General features: G+C 63.5%; 17 protein-coding genes, 1 tRNA gene and 1 pseudogene. 11 read left to right on the forward strand and 8 right to left on the reverse strand.

The window, feature by feature from the left end; genetic code table 11:
• Positions 1-66: 66 nt before the first annotated feature.
• The 4 genes and pseudogenes from HWQ56_RS23425 to HWQ56_RS29525 all read left to right on the forward strand — a co-directional run bounded on the left by HWQ56_RS23425 (position 67) and on the right by HWQ56_RS29525 (position 1,982).
• Positions 67-951: an alpha/beta fold hydrolase gene (locus tag HWQ56_RS23425; protein WP_158154604.1), complete on the forward strand. Its 885-nt coding sequence runs from the start codon at positions 67-69 to the stop codon at positions 949-951.
• 152 nt (positions 952-1,103) lie between these two features.
• Positions 1,104-1,177, forward strand: a tRNA-Gly gene (locus HWQ56_RS23430).
• 94 nt (positions 1,178-1,271) lie between these two features.
• A pseudogene (locus HWQ56_RS23435) lies at positions 1,272-1,538 on the forward strand (type II toxin-antitoxin system HicB family antitoxin); the annotation flags it as partial.
• Positions 1,539-1,586: 48 nt separating this feature from the next.
• On the forward strand, positions 1,587-1,982 hold the full coding sequence (locus tag HWQ56_RS29525) for a hypothetical protein (RefSeq protein ID WP_425331916.1): 396 nt from the start codon (positions 1,587-1,589) through the stop codon (positions 1,980-1,982).
• Between the two features lie 15 nt (positions 1,983-1,997).
• Here the strand turns inward: HWQ56_RS29525 and HWQ56_RS23445 are convergent, their stop codons facing one another.
• Positions 1,998-3,113 carry a glycerophosphodiester phosphodiesterase gene (locus HWQ56_RS23445; protein WP_425331917.1) on the reverse strand — a complete coding sequence of 372 codons (1,116 nt, stop codon included), beginning with the start codon at positions 3,111-3,113 and terminating at the stop codon, positions 1,998-2,000.
• A 96-nt stretch (positions 3,114-3,209) separates the two neighbouring features.
• On the opposite strand from HWQ56_RS23445, the gene HWQ56_RS23450 reads away from it, so the two are divergent.
• The gene (locus HWQ56_RS23450) at positions 3,210-4,220 is read left to right on the forward strand and encodes a DUF4917 family protein (protein WP_176571899.1); all 1,011 of its coding nucleotides are present in this window, start codon (positions 3,210-3,212) and stop codon (positions 4,218-4,220) included.
• A 29-nt stretch (positions 4,221-4,249) separates the two neighbouring features.
• On the opposite strand, the gene HWQ56_RS23455 is transcribed toward HWQ56_RS23450, so the two are convergent.
• The 3 genes from HWQ56_RS23455 to HWQ56_RS23465 form a co-directional block, all read right to left on the reverse strand.
• Entirely contained in the window at positions 4,250-5,458 is a 1,209-nt protein-coding gene (locus HWQ56_RS23455; RefSeq protein ID WP_176571900.1) for a class I SAM-dependent methyltransferase, read from the reverse strand.
• A 92-nt stretch (positions 5,459-5,550) separates the two neighbouring features.
• Positions 5,551-5,697 (reverse strand): hypothetical protein, encoded by a 147-nt coding sequence (locus HWQ56_RS23460; protein ID WP_176571901.1) that lies wholly within the window; start codon positions 5,695-5,697, stop codon positions 5,551-5,553.
• Positions 5,698-5,738: 41 nt separating this feature from the next.
• Complete coding sequence (locus HWQ56_RS23465) at positions 5,739-5,984, reverse strand: response regulator transcription factor (protein WP_158154610.1); 246 nt, start codon at positions 5,982-5,984, stop codon at positions 5,739-5,741.
• Positions 5,985-6,427: 443 nt separating this feature from the next.
• Between HWQ56_RS23465 and bglX the strand changes: the two genes are divergently transcribed.
• From bglX to HWQ56_RS23490, 5 genes are all read left to right on the forward strand, one after another.
• Complete coding sequence (gene bglX / locus HWQ56_RS23470; protein ID WP_176571902.1) at positions 6,428-8,722, forward strand: beta-glucosidase BglX; 2,295 nt, start codon at positions 6,428-6,430, stop codon at positions 8,720-8,722.
• 176 nt (positions 8,723-8,898) lie between these two features.
• Positions 8,899-10,659, forward strand: coding sequence for a sensor histidine kinase (locus HWQ56_RS23475; protein ID WP_176571903.1), 1,761 nt, complete (start codon positions 8,899-8,901; stop codon positions 10,657-10,659).
• The gene (locus HWQ56_RS23480; RefSeq protein WP_176571904.1) at positions 10,653-12,002 is read left to right on the forward strand and encodes a sigma-54-dependent transcriptional regulator; all 1,350 of its coding nucleotides are present in this window, start codon (positions 10,653-10,655) and stop codon (positions 12,000-12,002) included. Before HWQ56_RS23475 ends, HWQ56_RS23480 begins: the two co-directional genes overlap by 7 nt.
• Positions 12,003-12,167: 165 nt before the next feature.
• Positions 12,168-13,472, forward strand: a complete 1,305-nt coding sequence (locus HWQ56_RS23485; protein ID WP_176571905.1) for an MFS transporter — start codon at positions 12,168-12,170, stop codon at positions 13,470-13,472.
• A gap of 100 nt (positions 13,473-13,572) precedes the next feature.
• Complete coding sequence (locus tag HWQ56_RS23490) at positions 13,573-14,193, forward strand: flavin reductase family protein (RefSeq protein ID WP_158154615.1); 621 nt, start codon at positions 13,573-13,575, stop codon at positions 14,191-14,193.
• Positions 14,194-14,197: 4 nt separating this feature from the next.
• Here HWQ56_RS23490 and HWQ56_RS23495 read toward each other — a convergent pair whose 3' ends face one another.
• Both HWQ56_RS23495 and HWQ56_RS23500 read right to left on the reverse strand, forming a co-directional pair.
• Entirely contained in the window at positions 14,198-14,428 is a 231-nt protein-coding gene (locus tag HWQ56_RS23495) for a hypothetical protein (RefSeq protein WP_158154616.1), read from the reverse strand.
• 45 nt (positions 14,429-14,473) lie between these two features.
• Positions 14,474-14,809, reverse strand: a complete 336-nt coding sequence (locus HWQ56_RS23500; protein ID WP_158154617.1) for a putative quinol monooxygenase — start codon at positions 14,807-14,809, stop codon at positions 14,474-14,476.
• Positions 14,810-15,101: 292 nt separating this feature from the next.
• Between HWQ56_RS23500 and HWQ56_RS23505 the strand changes: the two genes are divergently transcribed.
• Positions 15,102-16,031, forward strand: coding sequence for an AraC family transcriptional regulator (locus HWQ56_RS23505; RefSeq protein ID WP_176571906.1), 930 nt, complete (start codon positions 15,102-15,104; stop codon positions 16,029-16,031).
• Here the strand turns inward: HWQ56_RS23505 and HWQ56_RS23510 are convergent, their stop codons facing one another.
• Together HWQ56_RS23510 and HWQ56_RS23515 are read right to left on the reverse strand one after the other, a co-directional pair.
• On the reverse strand, positions 16,032-17,498 hold the full coding sequence (locus tag HWQ56_RS23510; protein WP_176571907.1) for an aldehyde dehydrogenase family protein: 1,467 nt from the start codon (positions 17,496-17,498) through the stop codon (positions 16,032-16,034).
• Positions 17,492-19,132, reverse strand: a complete 1,641-nt coding sequence (locus HWQ56_RS23515) for a 5-guanidino-2-oxopentanoate decarboxylase (protein WP_176571908.1) — start codon at positions 19,130-19,132, stop codon at positions 17,492-17,494. The genes HWQ56_RS23510 and HWQ56_RS23515 overlap by 7 nt, the downstream gene beginning before the upstream one ends.
• Between the last annotated feature and the right edge of the window lie 25 nt (positions 19,133-19,157).

The raw sequence follows: 19,157 nt of genomic DNA on the forward strand, positions 1-19,157 counted from the left end.
CTGTCACAAACAACGTGCAGTGTTTCTTGCGCGAGTACCCGTTTTTTTTGCCAGGAGTCTTACGACATGAGGCCAGAAATCGCTGTGCTGGATATACAGGGTCAGTATCGGGTTTACACGGAGTTCTATCGCGCGGATGCCGCTGAAAAGACCATCATCCTGGTCAACGGGTCATTGGCAACCACAGCGTCATTTGCCCAGACAGTGCGCAATCTGCATCCTCAGTTCAACGTAGTGCTGTATGACCAGCCCTACGCCGGCAAGTCCAAACCTCACAACCTGCACCACCGCTCGCTGACCAAGGAAGAGGAAGGCCTGATCCTGGTGGAGTTGATCGACCATTTCAACGCTGAACACGTCATGTCCTTCTCCTGGGGGGGCGCCTGTGCCCTGCTGGCGCTGGCCCACCAGCCCAAGCGTATCGAGAAAGCCGTGATCAGCTCGTTTTCGCCAGTGCTCAACGATCCCATGCGCGACTATCTGGAGCGCGGCGCCCATTACCTGGGCCGTTGCGACCGCCACAAGGTCGGCCACCTGGTCAACGACACCATCGGCAAGCACCTGCCTTCGCTGTTCAAGCGCTTCAACTACCGCCACGTCAGCAGCCTGGACGACCACGAGTACGCGCAGATGCACTTCCACATCAGCGAAGTGCTCAAGCATGACCTGGGCAATGCCCTGCATGCCGCTGCCCGTATCAACGTTCCGGTGCTGTTCATGAACGGCGAGTGGGACGAATACACCACCGCCCACGAAGCCCGGCATTTCGCCAACCATGTGGCCCACACGCAGTTCTCTACCATCAAGAGCACCGGCCACTTCCTGGACATGGAGCACAAGGCCGCCTGCCGCGACACCCGCCTTGCCCTGATGGACTTTCTCAAGCCCAACATGCAGGAAACCCGCAGCCGCTACCGCCCCTACGACGGCCACCATGCGCTGGCCATCTGACCACCCGCCAGCCGACCGCCGCGCTTGCGCATCCGCCCCAGGCAAAGGGCAGACAAGGTGCACAGCCGCAGCGGCCGGCCGGCAAAATCGCCCGCCGTGCAATAAAGGCTTCAATTGGGCGACGACTTCTGGTAAAAAGTGAACCGCGTTCAGCGGGTGTCGTATAATGGCATTACTCCAGCTTCCCAAGCTGATAACGAGGGTTCGATTCCCTTCACCCGCTCCACATTCGCTTCCTGGCAGTCAATCGACTTCCATTCGCCACTGAAAACGATTGTTCCCCGCGATTTTCAGTTCGGCCAATCCTCAAAGTATTTTTCCAGGCCAATGCGGCCGACGGTGAAGCCGCTCCGACGCCAACGTCTGCTGCCAACCACCGCAGCAACCCGGATTTCATCGGCATGGGGTGGGGCATGATAGACATTGACATCAGCCCTTATCTGGGCAAAACCGAAAAGGTCAATGTGACCCTCCCAGGGCATGTAATTCAGCGCATCGACCGTTTCGTGCGGGATCACAATATCAAGAGCCGCTCTTCATTTCAGGCCGATGCGGCGCTGGAGAAGCTGGGCCGAAGCCATGCTTGAACAACCCGGCCGCTTGGCGGCAAAAGGGCCGTCAACCCGGGCGGGGGCATGAAAATCGACAACATGATCAATCCCAAGCGGTGCAACACCCGCACGCCAGCAACCGTTGCCCCCCCTTGCCATGTTTTTTTCACAGCGCCACAAATATCGTCGAACGATGTGGCGCGACCACGGGTCATTAGCAACAATGAGTCCATTACCATCGTGGACAGGAATCTCGCGATGAAGGAGTTGCCCATGCAGCCGGTGCTTCTGGAAAAACTATACGAAAATCAATTGGCGATCGCCGCCGCCGTCGAAGAGCTCACCTTGTGGGTCGAGGTTCGCTGGGAGGCCGAGGACATTGCTGAAAATGTTCGCAGCGCCCTGGAAACGCTCGATCGCAATGCTGACTTCATCAACCGCACCATCAACGAATTGCGCAAGGACAGAACTGACCTGTAAGCCAGCGGCGCAGGGTCAAAAACCGTTGGCCTCAAGTATCCGGTCGACGCCGCGGCTCACCGGGCGCTGGTAAAACTTCAGCAGTTCGCTGCTGCGGTTGCTGAAGATGCCATCCACACCCGCGCCCATTACCTTGCGAAAGTCCACCGGTTCATCCACGGTGTAAACGTGCACGAGCAAGCCCTTGGCATGGGCCATCTGGTTCATCCACGGCTGCACCAGGTCCATGTAGCTCTGGTCCCCTCCTTGGGTGAGGGCCGCCGAGGGGCCTATGCCCACGGCGCCGTTGGCTTTGGCAACATCCAGCCAGCGCTCGAATTCGGCGCGGTCGCGGGGCTGCTGACGGGCGTAATAAGCCGCCTTGCTCTCGCCATTGGCCGGGTCGTAGGCACTGTTGACCTTTGGCTCGATGCTTCCCTCGCCCACCCAGAGCAGCAACACCTTGGGCACTTGGGGCATGAACTGGTTGAGCAAGGTCAGGCTGCCTTTCTCGAAAGTCTGCAACACCACGCGGTGGCCGGGTGCCACCTGGCCGTCGGCGGTCAACCAGCCGCGTTGCACCAGCTTGGCCTTGAGATCCTGCTCGATGCCGGGAAACAGCAGGGGCGCCTTGGTTTCGATGTACAGGCCCGGGCGGTGGGCCGAGTCCTGGTCGGCGATATCAATGATTTCATCCAGGGTCAGAATCTTCAGGCCTGCGTAGCTTGCCCGTGCGCGCCCAGGGTTGGCCTGGTTGAACCAGCTGCCGGCATCGAGGGTTTTCAATTGCGCCAGGGTGAACTGGTTCACTGGTTGGTCTTTGCGTTGCGGGAATTGGCTGGCAATGTTGGTGGTGCGCCCCAGATTGGTGTCGTGCAGGGCGATCAATTGCCCGTCACGGGTGCGCTGCAGGTCCATTTCCAGGTAATCGGCGCCTAGGTCACGCGCCAGCAGGTAGGAAGCCCTGGTCGACTCCGGCGCATCGAACGAGGCCCCACGGTGGGCAATGATCGCGGGCCAGGGTATGCCAGCCGCCTTGGCCAGGGCCTGGCCTTCGGCGTCTTGGGCCTGTGCCTGGCCGATGCCACAGCACAGCAGCGCAGTGATGAACGAACGTAGCAGCATGGTTGCTCCTTGCAGCCCCGAGGGCATTCAAACGAAAGACCAGCATAGTCCGCCACGAAGATGACAAGACGGTTTCCCGTGGTACAGTCGCGCCCTGTAACCGACCCGAGCAAGATGCCTTTCATGGAACTCGACGCATTCGACGCCAGCCTGGGCCAATGGCCACAGCTGCCCTTTCACTGCACCGGCCTGCTGCTGGGCAACGGCGCCAGCCGGGCCGTGTGGCGCAACTTCGCCTACGACTCGCTGTTCGAGCGAGCGCAGAAAGTGCGCAACAAGCCCCTGGGCCAAACCGACCTGGCGCTGTTCAAGTCCATGGCCACGGAAAACTTCGAACAGGTCCTCAGCGCACTCAACACCACCACGCGGGTGAATGCCGCGCTGGCCATCAGTGCTTCGGCCCCGTTGAACCGCTATTACGCGATCAAGGAAGCGCTGATACACGCCATGCGCAGCGTGCATATCCCGTTTCGCCTGTTGCCTGCCGCCACATCACTGAGCATCGCCGAACACTTGCGCCAGTACGACACGGTGTATTCGAGCAACTACGATTTGTTGCTGAGCTGGGCGGTAGAACAGTCCCCCGAGGGTTTCGACGACCTGTTCGACGTCGACCTGGGCTTCGATGTGCGCCGTACCCACACAATGGGCACCCGCGTGCTGCACCTGCATGGCGGCTTGCACCTGATTCGCCAGGCCGATGGCACCACGCGCAAGCGCAATGCCGTGGGCAGCGCCTTGCTCGACGGCTTCGCCATCAACCAGCCGGGGGAAGTGCCGTTGTTCGTCAACGAGGGGCGCGTCGAAGACAAATCGAGGGCCATTCGCCAATCCGATTACCTCAGCTGGTGCCTCGCCCAGCTGGCCAGTCATCAGGGCCCATTGTGCCTGTTCGGCCACAGCCTGGGCGAACAGGACCGTCACTTGACGGAGGCCATCGCCCAGGCCGGGGTTCGACAACTGGCCATATCGGTTTTCCCGCTCAGCGACGCCTGGGTGGTCAGCCAGAAGCAGTACTTCACCCGGTTGTTCCCCGGCGCTGAACTTGCGTTCTTCGACGCCACCAGCCATCCACTGAGCGCGCCGGGTTTCAACGTGCCGGTGCCCAAACCGTTGGTAAAGCGCAAACGCTAAGCAGCGCCTATCTGGCCCCAGCCATTCGTTCAGATCAACCCATCAGCCTTGAGCAGGGTTTCCAGGCAATGTTCCTGGATGGCATAGAACGCCTTGAGGGCCTCTATTTTTTCCAGGAGGGCGCGTGGGTCCTGGGGTTCGGCGCGTTTGACCGCCAGAATCATCTTGTTCTTGTTGGTGTGTTCCAGGGAAATGAATTCGAACACCTTGGTGTCATAGCCACAGGCCTCGAGGTACAGCGCGCGCAGGCTGTCGGTGACCATCTCGGCCTGCTGGCCCAGGTGCAGGCCGTACTGGAGCATCGGCTTGAGCAGCCCCGGGCTCTGGATTTGCAGCCGTATCTGCTTGTGGCAGCACGGCGAGCACATGATGATCGCGGCACCGGTGCGGATGCCGGTGTGAATGGCATAGTCGGTGGCGATATCACAGGCGTGCAGGGCGATCATCACGTCAATGGCGCTGGGCACCACCGTGCGCACGTCGCCATGCTCGAACACCAGCCCGGGGTGCTCCAGGCGCGCGGCCGCGGTGTTGCACAGGGTGACCATGTCTTCACGCAATTCCACGCCGGTGACCTGGGCATCACGGGCCAGGGTATTGCGCAGGTAATCGTGGATGGCGAAGGTCAGGTAGCCCTTGCCCGAGCCGAAGTCCGCCACGCGCACAGGCTGGCCGGCGGCAATGGGCGCACCACCGAAGGCATGGGAGAACACCTCGATGAACTTGTTGATCTGCTTCCACTTGCGCGACATGGCCGGAATCAGTTCGTGCTGCTTGTTCGTCACGCCCAGGTCAACCAGGAATGGCCGGCTCAATTCCAGGTAACGCTTCTTTTCACGGTCATGTTCGGCCGACGCGGCCTGGCGTGGCTGCTGCGCGGCGTTGCGGTGCAGCATGGCCTTGTTCTTCTTGCTGAACTCCAACTGGACTTCGTCGGTGAGTGTCAGCAGGTGGGCGTTCTTGAAGCGCTCCGGCAGCAATTCGGCGATGGCCGCCAGGGCTTCTGCCTGCGGCAGGTTCTTGGTGATGTCGCGGGTCTGGTAGCGGTACACGAAGCTCAGGCATGGCTGTTCCTTGACCACCACGGGCTTGATGATTACCCGCTGCAGCTGCGGTTCGTCGCCAACGTGGCGGGCCAGCACCAGTTTGACCAGCGCGTTCTGCGCCAGGCTGGTGCTTAGCAGTTCAAGGAAGGTGGCGCGCGGGTCGGACCCACGGGTGGCGGCAGTGGCAGACATGGAACAAAAGCCTCGGGCGTGCAGGCGCGCGCCAGGAAAAAAGGAAGTGTGCGCATTTTACGGGGCTTGGGCCGTCAGGGCACGGGGTTATTTCACCACCCCGCGGTTGCCAGCCCGCCGATGACCAACAGCAACCCTGAATAGAACATCACCACCCGGCGCAACAACGCTTCCCGGCACAGGGCAGACGCCGCGCCAAGGCGCACCACGCACAGGCCGATGACGGCGATCGCCAGCATCACCCCACCCAACAATGGCCATGGCCATTCAAAACCACCCGTCATATACATACGTATTCACGCATTTCCTGCCCGGCCTCTTCCATCAGCGTCACGTCCACCCATTGAGGCATTAAACGTGAAGAAGACAATTCCATGCGGTTTCTAGCGCGCCCCTTGCGCAATAAAGTGGACACGTGGTCGCGAACGGTGAATGCACTGATATACAGCAACTCGGCAATCTCCTTATTGGTATGGCCAGACAGCAAGAGGTCCAGAACCTCCTTCTCTCGCGGGGTCAAATGCATGTTCTCGTACCTGCGCAACCGTGCGTTTGCACCAAGGTGCCAAGACCTCGGCGAGCCGGCACAATAATTAAGCGCAGAAAGAAAAACAACCATTGGAAACAATTGAATCACCGTCCAGCAGAACCCGACCATTGACTAATTAAAATCGAGGAAATTACTTACAATAGCGTAGGACCATAATTACAAGGCCCTACTGCTATAACTGTAAGAGCGTAAGAACAAACCTACTTTCAAACACAATGACATCCAACAGTTCCCACGACTATTTGGCCATTGCCGAGGGCTGAGGCAACCGGCCCAAAGCCCTCGCGGGCAAAACAATGGTGGATTGCCGCTGCTCGATGGGCTAAAAGAGGCCCGCACATTACAAAAATATTCGTTCCACCTTACTTAGGCTGGCCTGTTCCCCTCGCGAACCGTTGCACGCCATACGAGAGCAATTCATGAAGAAGCTGTGTTTGCTGGGCCTGTTTGCAAGCCTGGCCTTTCAACCGGTGCTGGCGGCCACTGCGCCCGACCCGCTCAAGACCAAGGAAGCCTTCATCAACCACCTGATGAAGCAGATGACGCTGGACGAGAAGATCGGCCAACTGCGGCTGATCTCCATCGGCCCGGAAATGACCCACGAGCAGATCCGCGACGAGATCGCCGCGGGGCACATCGGCGGCACCTTCAACTCGGTGACTCGTGCCGAGAACCGGCCCATGCAGGACGCTGCCATGCAGCGCAGCCGGTTGAAGATCCCGATGTTCTTCGCCTATGACGTGATTCACGGCCATCGCACCATTTTCCCCATCAGCCTGGCCCTGGCCTCCAGCTGGGACATGAGCGCCATTGCCCTCTCGGCGCGCACCGCGGCCAGCGAGGCGGCGGCCGATGGCATCGACATGACCTATGGCCCGATGGTGGACATCGCCCGCGACCCCCGCTGGGGCCGAACCAGCGAAGGCTTCGGTGAAGACACCTACCTGGTGTCGCGTATCGCCAAGGTCATGGTCAAGGGCTACCAGGGTGACAACGTTGCCGCCCCGGACAGCCTCATGGCCGCCGTCAAGCATTTCGCCCTGTACGGCGGCGTGGAAGGCGGCCGTGACTACAACACCGTGGACATGAGCCCGACGCGCATGTACCAGGACTACCTGCCACCCTATCGCGCAGCGATCGATGCCGGTGCCGGCGGCGTGATGGTGGCGCTCAACTCCATCAACGGTGTGCCCGCCACCTCCAATACCTGGCTGATGCAGGACCTGCTGCGCAAGGACTGGGGTTTCAAGGGCGTGACCATCAGTGACCATGGCGCCATCCACGAGTTGATCAAGCACGGCGTGGCCCGCGATGACCGCGACGCCGCCCGCCTGGCGATCAAGGCCGGTATCGACATGAGCATGAACGACCAGGTGTACGGCAAGGAGCTGCCAGGGCTGTTGAAGTCTGGCGAAGTCGCCCAGGCCGACATCGACAACGCCGTGCGCGAGGTACTGGGCACCAAATACGACCTGGGCCTTTTCAAAGACCCCTACCGGCGTATTGGCAAGGCTGCCGATGACCCCGCCGACACCTACGCCGACAACCGTCTGCACCGCCAGGCTGCCCGCGAGGTGGCACGCACCAGCATGGTCCTGCTGGAAAACCGCAACCAGACCTTGCCGCTGAAAAAGCAGGGCACCATCGCCCTGGTCGGCCCCCTGGCGGACGCCCCCATCGACATGATGGGCAGTTGGTCGGCTGCTGGCCGTCCCGAGCAGTCCATCACCCTGCTGGAAGGGCTGAAGAATGCCGTGGGCGACCAGGCCAAGGTGCTCTATGCCAAGGGCGCCAACGTCACCAATAACAAGGATGCCATCGAGTTCCTCAACCGCATCATCTTCGATCGCGAGGAAGTGCACATCGACCAGCGGCCACCCGAGCAGATGATCGCCGAGGCGGTGAAGGCCGCCGAGCAGGCCGACGTGGTGATTGCCGCGGTGGGCGAGGCGCGGGGCATGTCCCATGAGTCCGCCAGCCGTACCACGTTGGCGCTGCCGGAAACCCAGAAGGCACTGCTCAAGGCCCTCAAGGCCACCGGCAAGCCGTTGGTGCTGGTGCTGATGAACGGGCGCCCCCTGTCGCTGGTGCAGGAACAGCAACAGGCCGACGCCATGCTGGAAACCTGGTTCGCCGGCACCGAAGGCGGCAACGCCATCGCCGACGTGCTGTTCGGCGACTACAACCCGTCTGGCAAACTGCCGGTGAGTTTCCCGCGCTCGGTGGGCCAGATCCCGGTGTACTACAATCACCTGACCATTGGCCGTCCCTTCACCCCCGGGCAGCCGGGCAACTACACTTCGCAGTATTTCGATGAGGAGACCGGCCCGCTGTACAGCTTTGGCTATGGCTTGAGCTATACCGATTTCAGCCTGTCGGACGTCAGCCTTTCCAGCGCGACACTGAAACGTGGTGGCCGTGTCGAGGCCCGCGTGACGGTCACCAATACCGGCAAGGTGGCCGGGGCCACCGTGGTGCAACTGTATGTGCACGACGTGGTGGCTTCGATGGCCCGGCCGATCAAGGAGCTGAAGAACTTCGAGAAGGTCACCCTGCAACCGGGTGAAGCGAAAGTGGTGACGTTCAGCCTCAGCGAAGACGACCTGAAGTTCTATAACCCGCAGCTCAAGTACGCCGCCGAGCCGGGTGAGTTCCAGGTGCAGATCGGCCTGGATTCACAGAACGTCAAGCAGCAGAGCTTTACCCTGCTCTAGCCTGCATGAGGTCATGAGGTTGGGGTAACCGAAGCGGGAGCTGGCTTGCCAGCTCCCGCACCCGGCGGAACGTGCGGGCACCCTCGAAAAACGTTATTACCAAAGATGTGCGAGCCGGTCCTCCCGGTATCCGCCATGCTATGGTTCGGCACCCCGCAGCCAACCCGCCAAAGCCCATGCGCCCTTCGATCCGCACCCTGCGCCTGCCATCGATTATCCTGCTGATCGTCGCCGGCACCGTGGCCTGCGCGCTATGGGCCGTGCGCCATGCGCACAGGGTGGCGATGGTCGACGAAGCGGCGCGGGCCCACCAGCAACTGGGCTTGTATGCCAACTCGCTGCACACCCTGATCGAACGCTACCGCAGCCTGCCCGCGGTGCTGGCCCTGGACCCGCAGTTGATCGACGCCCTCAAGGCCCCCGTCACCGCCAGCACCCAGGATGCGCTCAACCGAAAACTGCAACAGATCAACACCGCCGCCCACTCCTCGACCCTCGAACTGCTGGACCGCGAAGGGCTGGCCGTGGCGGCCAGCAACTGGCAACTGCCCACCAGCTACGTGGGCCAGAACTACGGTTTTCGCCCCTATTTCCTGCAAACCCGGCGCCAGGGCAGCGGCCGCTTCTACGCGGTCGGCGTGACCAGCGGCGTGCCAGGTTATTTCCTGTCCAGCGCGGTCAAGGACGAACAGGGTCAGTTCCTCGGTGCCATGGTGGTGAAGCTGGAATTCCCCGAACTGGAACGCGAATGGGGCCAGGGCGACGACACCCTGCTGGTCAGCGACGCCCGTGGCATCGTGTTCATCGCCAACCAACCCGGCTGGCGCTACCGCGAGCTCAACGCCCTGAGCGACGCGGACCGCCGCGAGCTGGGCAGCACGCGCCAGTATGATCGCCAACCCCTGACCCCCTTGGCGGTGCAGCCCCTGCAACAGTTCGATGACCATAGCCAGCTGGCACGGGTAGAAGGCCCCAACGGCCCGGCGCAGTACCTGTGGCAGTCGCTCCCCCTGGCCAGCGAGGGCTGGACCCTGCATTTGCTGCGCCGCCCGCCGCTGGCCAGCGAAGACGCCCGTAACGCCGCGCTCGCCGCTGCCGGCGCCTGGTTGAGCCTGGTATTCCTGGGCCTGTTCCTGTACCAGCGCTGGCGCCTGGGGCGCCTGCGCCAGCGCAGCCGCGAAGAGCTCGAAGCGCTGGTGCAACTGCGTACTCGCGACCTGCGTATCGCCCAGGATGGCCTGGTGCAGGCCGCCAAACTGGCAGCACTGGGCCAGATGTCGGCGGCCATGGCCCACGAAATCAACCAACCGCTGACCGCCCAGCGCATGCAACTGGCGACCCTGCGCCTGCTGCTGGACCACGGCCGCGTCGACGACGCCTACCAGGCCCTGGCCCCGCTGGAGCAGATGCTCACACGCATGGCCGCGCTTACCGGGCACTTGAAGACATTCGCCCGCAAGAGCCCCGCCGGCCTGCGCGAACCGCTGGACCTGGCCGAGGTGGTGGACCAGGCACTGCTGTTGCTCGAACCGCGTATCCGCGAGGAACGGGTCTGCACCACGCTGGAGCTGGCCCGCCCGGCCTGTGTATGCGGCGACGCTATTCGCCTCGAGCAGGTATTGATCAACTTGCTGGGCAACGCCCTCGACGCCATGCGCCACAGCCCCGTGCGCGAGCTGCGCGTACGCCTGGAACCCGACCCTGGCGGCTGGCGCCTGTCAGTCGCCGATACCGGCGGCGGCATCGCCCCCGAGCACCTGAACACCGTGTTCGACCCGTTTTTCACCACCAAACCCGTGGGCGACGGCCTCGGGCTGGGGCTAGCGGTGTCCGCGGCCATCGTCCACGAAAGCGGCGGCCAACTGACCGCCGCGAACCTGGGCAACGGTGCGATCCTGACAGTGGTGCTACCCGCCGAGGCGCCGCCGCCATGCTGAGCGCACCGATGGCACAAGTGGTGATCATTGATGATGAAGCCAGCATTCGCGAGGCCGTGCGCCAATGGCTGAGCCTGTCCGGGTTTCAGGTCACGGCCCTGAGCCGCGCCGAGGATTGCCTCGCGGCCCTGGGCGCAGACTTCAACGGCGTCATTCTCAGCGACGTGCGCATGCCGGGAATGGACGGCCTGCAATTGCTCGAACAACTCCAGGCCCGTGACAAGCAACTGCCACTGATCCTGCTGACCGGCCACGGCGACGTGCCCATGGCCGTGCGGGCCATGCAAGGTGGCGCCTATGACTTTCTGGAGAAACCCTTCAGCCCTGAAGCCTTGTTGAGCAGCCTGCGCCGCGCCCTCGACACCCGCGGGCTGGTCATGGAAAACCGCCGCTTGCAGGCCCGCGCCTGCCACCAGGACCGCCTGCAAGCCGACCTGCTGGGCACCTCCCCCGGCATGCGGCAATTGCGCCAGCAGGTCCTCGACCTGGCGGGGTTGCCCGTGAACGTACTGGTGCGTGGCGAAACCGGCAGTGGCAAGGAGCGTGTCGCCCGCTGCCTGCATGATTGCGGGCCACGGGCCGACAAGCCCTTCGTCGCCCTCAACTGTGCCGCCATACCGGAGGCATTGTTCGAGGCCGAACTGTTCGGCCACGAAAGCGGCGCCTTCACCGGCGCCCAGGGCAAGCGCATCGGCAAGCTGGAGTATGCCAACGGCGGCACCCTGTTCCTGGATGAAATCGAAAGCCTGCCCCTGGCGCAGCAGGCCAAGCTGCTGCGGGTCATCCAGGAGCAGACGCTGGAGCGCCTGGGCGCCAACCAGAGCATTGCCATCGACGTGCGGATTATCGCGGCCACCAAGCCAGACCTGCTGGATGAAGCGCGCGCCGGGCGTTTTCGTGAAGACCTGGCGTACCGCCTCAATGTCGCCGAACTGAAACTGGCGCCGTTGCGCGAGCGGCGTGAAGACATTCCCCAGCTGTTCGAGCATTTCACCCAGCACAGCGCCCGACGCGTGGGCCGTGAACCACCGCCGCTCAGCGCGGGCCGCCTGGGTGAGCTGTTGAGCCACGACTGGCCAGGGAACGTGCGCGAACTGGCCAACGCCGCCGAGCGCCATGCCCTGGGCCTCGAAGCGCCCGCGCGTGAAGCCGCCAATAGCCTGAGCGGTTCCCTGGCGGCGCAGCAGGAAGCCTTCGAGGCCCAATGCCTGCGGGCAGCCCTGCGCCGGCACAAGGGCGAAATCAAGGCGGTCATGGCTGACCTGCAACTGCCGCGCCGCACCCTCAACGAAAAAATGCAGCGCCACGGCCTGCTGCGCGAAGCCTTCATCCGCGACCTGTAGCGGCAAATTTCCGCTTACCGCCGACAGGCCAATAGGCAAAAACCCGCTCACGGTACCTGCGCGACCCTTCTGTTCCGGGCCCTGCGGCCTTGGCACGGCCCCTGCAATACCCCTTCCCAAGGCACGCTGTTCGCTGCCGCACAACAAGAACCAGAAGGACTCACTATGCAAGCCTCCCCTACCCTCCCCGGGGCCGCTCCGAAAACCACGGCCAACCGTCTCAAGTCGATCGTCAGCGGTTCGGTCGGCAATATGGTCGAATGGTACGACTGGTACGTGTATGCCGCGTTCTCGCTGTACTTCGCTCAGGTGTTCTTTCCCAAGGACGACCGTACCACGCAATTGCTCAACACCGCCGCGATCTTCGCTGCGGGCTTCCTGATGCGCCCCATTGGCGGCTGGCTGATGGGCCTGTACGCCGACCGCAAGGGCCGCAAGGCGGCGCTGATGGCGTCCGTGCTGCTCATGTGCTTTGGCTCGCTGATCATTGCCCTTACCCCCGGCTATGAAACCATCGGCGTCGGCGCCCCCATTCTGCTGGTGCTCGCACGGCTGATGCAGGGCCTGTCGGTGGGTGGCGAATACGGCACCTCGGCCACCTACCTGAGCGAGATGGCCACCAAGGAACGCCGCGGTTTCTTCTCCAGCTTCCAGTACGTGACCCTGATTTCCGGTCAGCTAATCGCTCTGTCCGTGCTGATCGTGCTGCAGCAGACCCTCACCGAGGAACAATTGCTGGCCTGGGGCTGGCGCGTGCCGTTCGTGATCGGTGCCCTGTGTGCCGTGGTAGCCCTGTGGCTACGCCGCGGCATGGAGGAAACCGCCTCGTTCACGCAAAAGAAGGACAAGCCCCAGGAAAGCCTGATGCGCACCCTCATGCGCCACCCCAGGGAACTGTTGACCGTGGTCGGCCTGACCATGGGCGGTACCCTGGCGTTCTACACCTACACCACCTACATGCATAAGTACCTGGTCAATACCGTCGGCATGAGCGAGGCGGACTCGACCATGATATCGGCCGCCACCCTGTTCCTGTTCATGTGCCTGCAACCGCTGATCGGCGCCCTGTCGGACAAGATCGGTCGGCGGCCCATCCTGATCGCCTTTGGTATTCTGGGCACGCTGTTCACGGTGCCCATCCTGACGACCCTGCACACCATTGAAACCTGGTGGGGCGCGTTCTTCCTGATCATGGCGGCGCTGATCATCGTCAGCGGCTACACCTCGATCAACGCAGTGGTGAAGGCCGAGCTTTTCCCTACCGAAATCCGTGCCCTGGGCGTGGGGCTGCCCTATGCGCTGACCGTGTCGATCTTCGGCGGTACCGCCGAGGTCATCGCCCTGTGGTTCAAGAGCATCGGCATGGAAAGCGGCTACTACTGGTACGTGACCGCCTGCATCGCCTGTTCGTTGCTGGTGTACGTGTTCATGAAGGACACCCGCAAGCACTCGCGCATCGAGACCGACTGAACCCGATGCAGCAATGGCCGTGGGGCCGGGTCGCAGACTTGCCAGCGGTGTTTTCGGCGCTGCACACTGTCGGTTCAGTTCCCACCGCCAGGATCGTGCAATGCCCGATGACATTCATTACTACGAACCGTCCCAGGGCCATGGCCTGCCCCATGACCCCTTCAACGCTATCGTCGGCCCACGCCCCATCGGCTGGATCTCGTCCCAGGACGAACATGGCCGCCTGAACCTGGCGCCGTACAGCTTCTTCAATGCCTTCAATTACGTGCCGCCGATCATCGGGTTCTCCAGCATCGGGCGCAAGGACAGCCTCAACAACATCGAGAAGACCGGCGAGTTCGCCTGGAACCTGGCCACACGCCCGCTGGCCGAGCAGATGAACCAGAGCTGCGCAGCGGTGGCCCCGGAGGTCGACGAATTCGCCCTCAGCGGCCTCACCCCCGTGGCCTCACGGGTGATCGCCGTGCCGCGGGTGCTGGAAAGCCCGGTCTCGTTCGAATGCAAGGTCACGCAGATCATCCAGCTGCAAGGGGTGGACAAGCACCCGGTGCCCAGCTGGCTGATCCTTGGTGAAGTGGTCGCCGTGCACATCGCCAAGGCGCTGCTCAAGGATGGCGTGTACGACACCGCCGCCGCCCAGCCGATACTGCGTGGCGGCGGTCCGGCCGACTACTTCGAGATTGGCCACGAGGCGATATTCAAGATGTTCCGCCCCCGGTAGCCACTTACCACACCAACTCGCCCTCGGCGTCGACCGCCACCAGGCGGGCAAGCTCGTCGCAGGCTGCATTGTCGGCCTGCAGCGCGGTCTTGAAGGTGCGGCCCGCCAGCACCTTGTGAAACCGCGGCGCGCCCCCGGCACCCAGCGCCTTTACCGCGATGGCGGCACTGTAGCCCTCTTCGCCTGGTACCACGGCCGAAACGGCCTCGAAGTGTTCAAATTCCCTGCGTGCCATCGTCATCTGCCCCGGTGGTTGATCAAAGCCGGGCATTCTAGCCCTTCAACTGGCCAGCTTGTGCAAAGAACAACGGCGCGGTTGCACATCGCTGAACGTGTGGAAATCCAGGCTGGTGACCAGCAAGTCGTTGACCAGGGCGTCGAACACCTGCATCACGGGCGAATTGAACCAGGCCGCCATGGCCTGCTGGCTGGCCCAGAAACCGCTGACCAGCCACAGGTCGGCGTCACACTGGGAATGCTGCAAGGCGAAATGCAGGCAACCCGGCGTGTGCCGGGAAGGTTCCAGCAGGCGTTCGAGGCGCTGGCCCAATTCCGCGGAGCGCCCGGCACGGGCGCGTATGAAGGCACTGTGGCTGACCGTGGTGGATAAAGTCATGGATGCTTCTCCGTCGTCGACTGGAACGGGTGGTACGGCAACAGAGCGTAAGGGGTGAGCGCCAGCAGGAGGTAGTCGATTCCTGCGCCCTGCTTGCCTGATCCTGCCGCGCGCCGTGGCCGCCCTGGCGGTATGAGCGGCCTGGGGCGGAAACACCTGCGCGAAGATTCCCCCGAAGCCAAGGGTCCGCCCAGCCAACCCGGCAGGATCAGGCAAGCATTCGACAGGATTGGACTGGCTCATTGGCTTGCACAAAACTATCCTCAGCGCACTTGCCCCCAGAGGCCTTCCCATGACCGATTTCGAGCGTCTTCACGCCCAGCTGGACCCTTTCATGGAAAGCCAGCGGGCCACCCTGGCTGGACTGATCAGCCGCCATACCGGTGGCAACGGCACGTTCGCCTCCAAGGTGCCTGCGCTGTTTCTCAGCAACCATGACCAGTGCAGCCAGTCGTTTCCCACCATGATGCGTCCGGCCCTGTGCATCCTGGCCAACGGCAGCAAGCGCATCCGCCTGGGCGATGAGGACTACCTGTACGACCCGCTGAACTACATGGTGGTGTCGGTGGCCATGCCCCTGAGCGGCGCTATCCTGGAGGCCAGCCCCGCCAGCCCCTGCCTGTCGTTGCGGCTGGACATCGACCCTGCGGAAATCAATGCGTTGATCGCTGCCGCCGGGCCCTTGGGGGTGCCTGCGCGCCCCACCGAGCGCGGGGTGTATGTGGAACAGCTGGACCCATCGCTGCTGGACGCCGTGGTGCGCCTGGTGCGCTTGCTCGACACGCCCAAGGACATCGCCATGCTGGCCCCCCTGGTGCGCCGGGAAATTCTCTACCGCTTGCTGCGCAGCCCCCAGGGCCACCGCCTGTACGAGATTGCCGTGGGCAATAGCCAGATGCACCGGGTCAGCCAGGCCATCGAATGGTTGAATGGCCATTTCCACCAGCCGTTGCGCATGGAAGACCTTGCGCGCGAGGTGAACCTGAGTGTGTCCACCCTGCACCACCGCTTCAAGGCCATGACCTCCATGAGCCCGCTGCAATACCAGAAACAGTTGCGCCTGCAGGAAGCCCGGCGGCTGATGCTCAGCGAAGGGCTGGACGCCTGCGCCGCAGGGTACCGGGTGGGGTATGAAAGCGCTTCGCAGTTCAGCCGCGAGTACAGCCGCCTGTTCGGCGAGCCGCCAGGCCGGGACCTGCAGCGGTTGCGCATGAGCGTGTGATCACCCCACCTGGGGCCAGGCGGCCCTCACCACATGCTTGATCTCCTGAAACGCCTGCAAGCCCCATGGCCCCAGCTCGCGCCCCAGGCTGCTCTGCTTGTAACCGCCCCACGCGGTCTGCGGGAAGATCACCTGCGGCGCATTGATCCAGACCAACCCCGCCTGCAAGGCGTTGGCCACCTGCTCGGCGCGCGCCACGTCGGCGCTGACCACGCTGGCCACCAGGCCGAAGTCACTGTTGTTGGCGCGCTCGATGGCCTCTGCTTCGCTGTGGAAGCGGCGTACGCACAGCACCGGCCCGAAGATCTCCTGGTTCCACAAAGCGCTGTCCAGGGGCACCTCGGTAAACACCGTGGGCTGCACGAAAAAGCCCACCGGCAACGCCGGCGGTCGCCCCCCGCCCGTCACCAGCGTGGCGCCCGCTTCGATGCCTGCCTGAATATGCCCCAGTACGCGCTGGTACTGTGCGCGGTTGACCAGCGCGCCCATTTCGGTCCCTGCCGCCAACGGGTCACCCTGCACAATGGCTTCGGCACGCGCCTTGAGCCGTCGCACAAAGGGCTCATAAAGCGCGTCGGCCACCAATACCCGGCTGGTGGCCGAACACATCTGGCCGGCGTTGAAATACCCGCCACCGCTGGCCAGCTCCACCGCCAGGTCCAGGTCGGCATCCTCCAGCACCAGCAACGCCGACTTGCCGCCCAGCTCCAGGCTCACGCCCTTCACCGTCTCGGCGGCGCGCTGCATCACCTGCACGCCCACGGCGTTGCTACCCGTGAACGATAACTTGGCGATACCGTGGTGGCCGGCCATGGGCGCGCCCACGGCCGGGCCGGTGCCACACACCAGGTTGAACACCCCGGCCGGCAGCCCGCTTTCGGCGATGATAGCGGCCAGTTCAAGCTCGGCCAGGGGGGTCACTTCCGACGGCTTGAGTACCACGCAACAACCGGCGGCCAGTGCCGGCGCCAGCTTCCAGGCCGTGGTGACCATGGGAAAATTCCACGGCACGATCAGCCCCACCACGCCACAGGGTTCGCGGCGCACGCGGGCGGTGAATTCATCCGTGGGCAGTGGCACGTCACGGTCGCGGCTGGCATCCAGCTCATCGGCCAGGCCGGCGTAGTAGTTGAAGGTGGCGATCACGTCGTCGACGTCCATGCCCGCCTCGAACAGCGGCTTGCCGTTGTTGCCGGCCTGCAATTGCATCAGGTGCTGGCGACGGGCCTCGACGCCGTTGGCAATGGCCCGCAGGCAGTCGGCGCGTGTACGCGCCGGGGTCTTCGCCCAGCCGGCGAAGGCGCGCTGGGCAGCCGCCACAGCCAAGTCAACCGCACCGGCGTCAGCACCGTCGACATGGGCCAGGACTTGTTCACTTGCCGGGTTGATCACCGTCAGCGCTTCAGGGCCATGAGCCCACTGGCCATCGATGTAGAGCCCGGGCAGGGTGTGGGGAAACTTCAGCATGGGTGGCACTCGTTCATCCAGGTGGCTTGGTCAATTTCAATGAGTGTGGGCAGGCCTCGTGCCACGGCGCCACGCACCGCGTTACGCAGACGCTCGACAGTGGAGACGGCCTGGGCATGGCAGCCCATGGCCTGGGCAATGGCAACGAAGTCCGGGGTGTGAATATCGACGCCCACGGGGGTGATGGCGCGGTTGACCATGTACTTCTTGATCTCCTCGTAACCGTGGTTATTCCACAGCACCACGATCACCGGAATACTGGCCTCCACCGCGCTGGCCAACTCCGGCAGGGTGAACTGCAGGCCGCCGTCGCCGATCAGGCACACCACCGGTGGCCGCTCGCCGCCATCCACGCCGCCGCCCAGCCAGGCCCCAATGGCCGCGGGCAGGGCGTAGCCGAGGGTGCCGTAACCGGTGCTGGCATTGAACCAGCGGCGTGGGCCCGCCATGTCCAGGGTCAGGTTGCCGGTATACACCGGCTGCGTCGAATCACCCACCAGCACCACACCCGGCAGGGCCTGCAACAAGGTGTCGAGCATCAGCGTCTGGGCGCGGGTGGGCGCGTCCCATTCAGCCTCGAGCTGGCGGCGCAACTCGCTCACCCGGGCTGCGCCCCACTGCTCATCGTGGGGGCGTGCCACTTGCTGTTCCAGCGCCGCCAGCAACGCCTGGGCGGCGCTGTCGGCGTCGGCCACCAGCGCCACTGCCGGCAGGAAGTTGCGCACGGTCTGATCCGGGTCGATATCCACCCTCAACAGGGAGCCGGGAATGCGCAAGTGGCCCTGGAAAGTGATGTCGTAATCGGTTTCCGCCAATTCGGTCCCGATGGCCAGCACCACGTCTGCGGCCTCGATGAGCGCCCGCGTCGCGTCCAGTGCCTGGGTAGAGCCGATCAACAGCGGATGCCCCGCCGGCAACAGCCCCTTGGCATTGATGGTCAGGGCTACCGGAGCCTGCAGATGCTCTGCCAGGCGGGTCAAGGCCTCGGCCGCACCGATGGCGCCGCCGCCGGCCAGAATCAGCGGCGTTCGCGCCGTCTGCAACCGCTCGGCCATCTGTGCCACGGCCACCGGCGCGGCGCCGGCGCGCTGTACCCGCACGGGCACGCTACCCAGCAGGGCGTCGGCATCTTCCACCAGCACGTCCAGAGGAATTTCAATGTGCACCGGCCGCGGGCGCGCACCGTCGAATACGGCAAAGGCTCGCGCCAGCACTGCCGGCAGGTCGCCGGCGCTCATCAAGGTATGGGAGAACGCACAGACCCCTGCCACCAGGGCGCTCTGGTTCGGCAGCTCGTGCAACTTGCCGCGCCCACCGCCCAGCTGGCTGCGCGCTTGCACACTGGAAATGACCAGCATGGGGATGGAGTCGGCATAGGCCTGGCCCATGGCGGTGGTGATGTTGGTCATGCCAGGCCCGGTGATGATGAAACACACCCCCGGTTTGCCGCGGGTACGCGCATAGCCGTCAGCCATGAAGCCCGCGCCTTGCTCATGACGCGGGGTCACGTGCCTCATCGACGAGGTTGCCAGCCCACGGTAGAGCTCCACGGTATGCACACCGGGAATGCCAAATACTGTATCTACGCCATAGCCCTCAAGGAGCTTCACCAACACTTCACCGCACGTCGCCATTGCCCTACCGCCTGTTTATTGTTCT

Source organism: Pseudomonas eucalypticola (genome assembly GCF_013374995.1).
GTDB classification, from domain to species: domain Bacteria; phylum Pseudomonadota; class Gammaproteobacteria; order Pseudomonadales; family Pseudomonadaceae; genus Aquipseudomonas; species Aquipseudomonas eucalypticola.